This window comes from Vibrio sp. 2134-1, from assembly GCF_033339495.1.
This window is the reverse complement of the sequence record NZ_JAWOUS010000876.1, coordinates 1-537: the sequence shown is the minus strand read 5'-3', so window position 1 is coordinate 537 and position 537 is coordinate 1. Positions and strand designations below refer to the sequence as shown.

The 537-nt window shown below is 43.8% G+C and carries 1 pseudogene; it reads right to left on the bottom strand.

What is annotated here, in order from left to right:
- Positions 1-225: 225 nt before the first annotated feature.
- Positions 226-537, bottom strand: a pseudogene (locus R7R78_RS29015) (aspartate aminotransferase family protein); the annotation flags it as partial.

Here is a 537-nt window from a genome sequence, read left to right as displayed (position 1 = left end):
GGAAGGGGTAAATGACCTTGTTATAATGACTACAAATCAGATGGTTATCAATCAAGAGATGAAAAATGGGTTGTTGTAACGGCGATAAGAAATGTAAATCTGAGAAGAAAACCAAACGTATTCCGTGGTTTGGCATTGTTCTAGGCGTGTTAGCTGTCTTGGTAATTTTGAACTGGCAATAAAAAAGGACCTTCCGGTCCTTTTCTTATAACTTGCGTATAGCGCTTATTTTGCTTCTGCCGCAATGATTGCAAAACAGCGATCCGCCGCTTCTAGTGTCGCGTCGATCTCTTTTGAACCGTGCGCTAAAGAAGTAAAGCTCGCTTCAAAAGCAGAAGGCGCCAAATAGACACCGTGCTCAATCATCAGATGGAAGAAGCGTTTGAATCTTTCAACATCGCATTTGGCCACATCTTCATAGCACGTGATGTGCTCTTGTTCGGTAAAGAAGAAACCGAACATGCCGCCGACTTGGTTGACCACTAGCGGGATGCCGTGTTTGTCGGCTAACGATTTGAAACCGTCGGCTAATTGTTT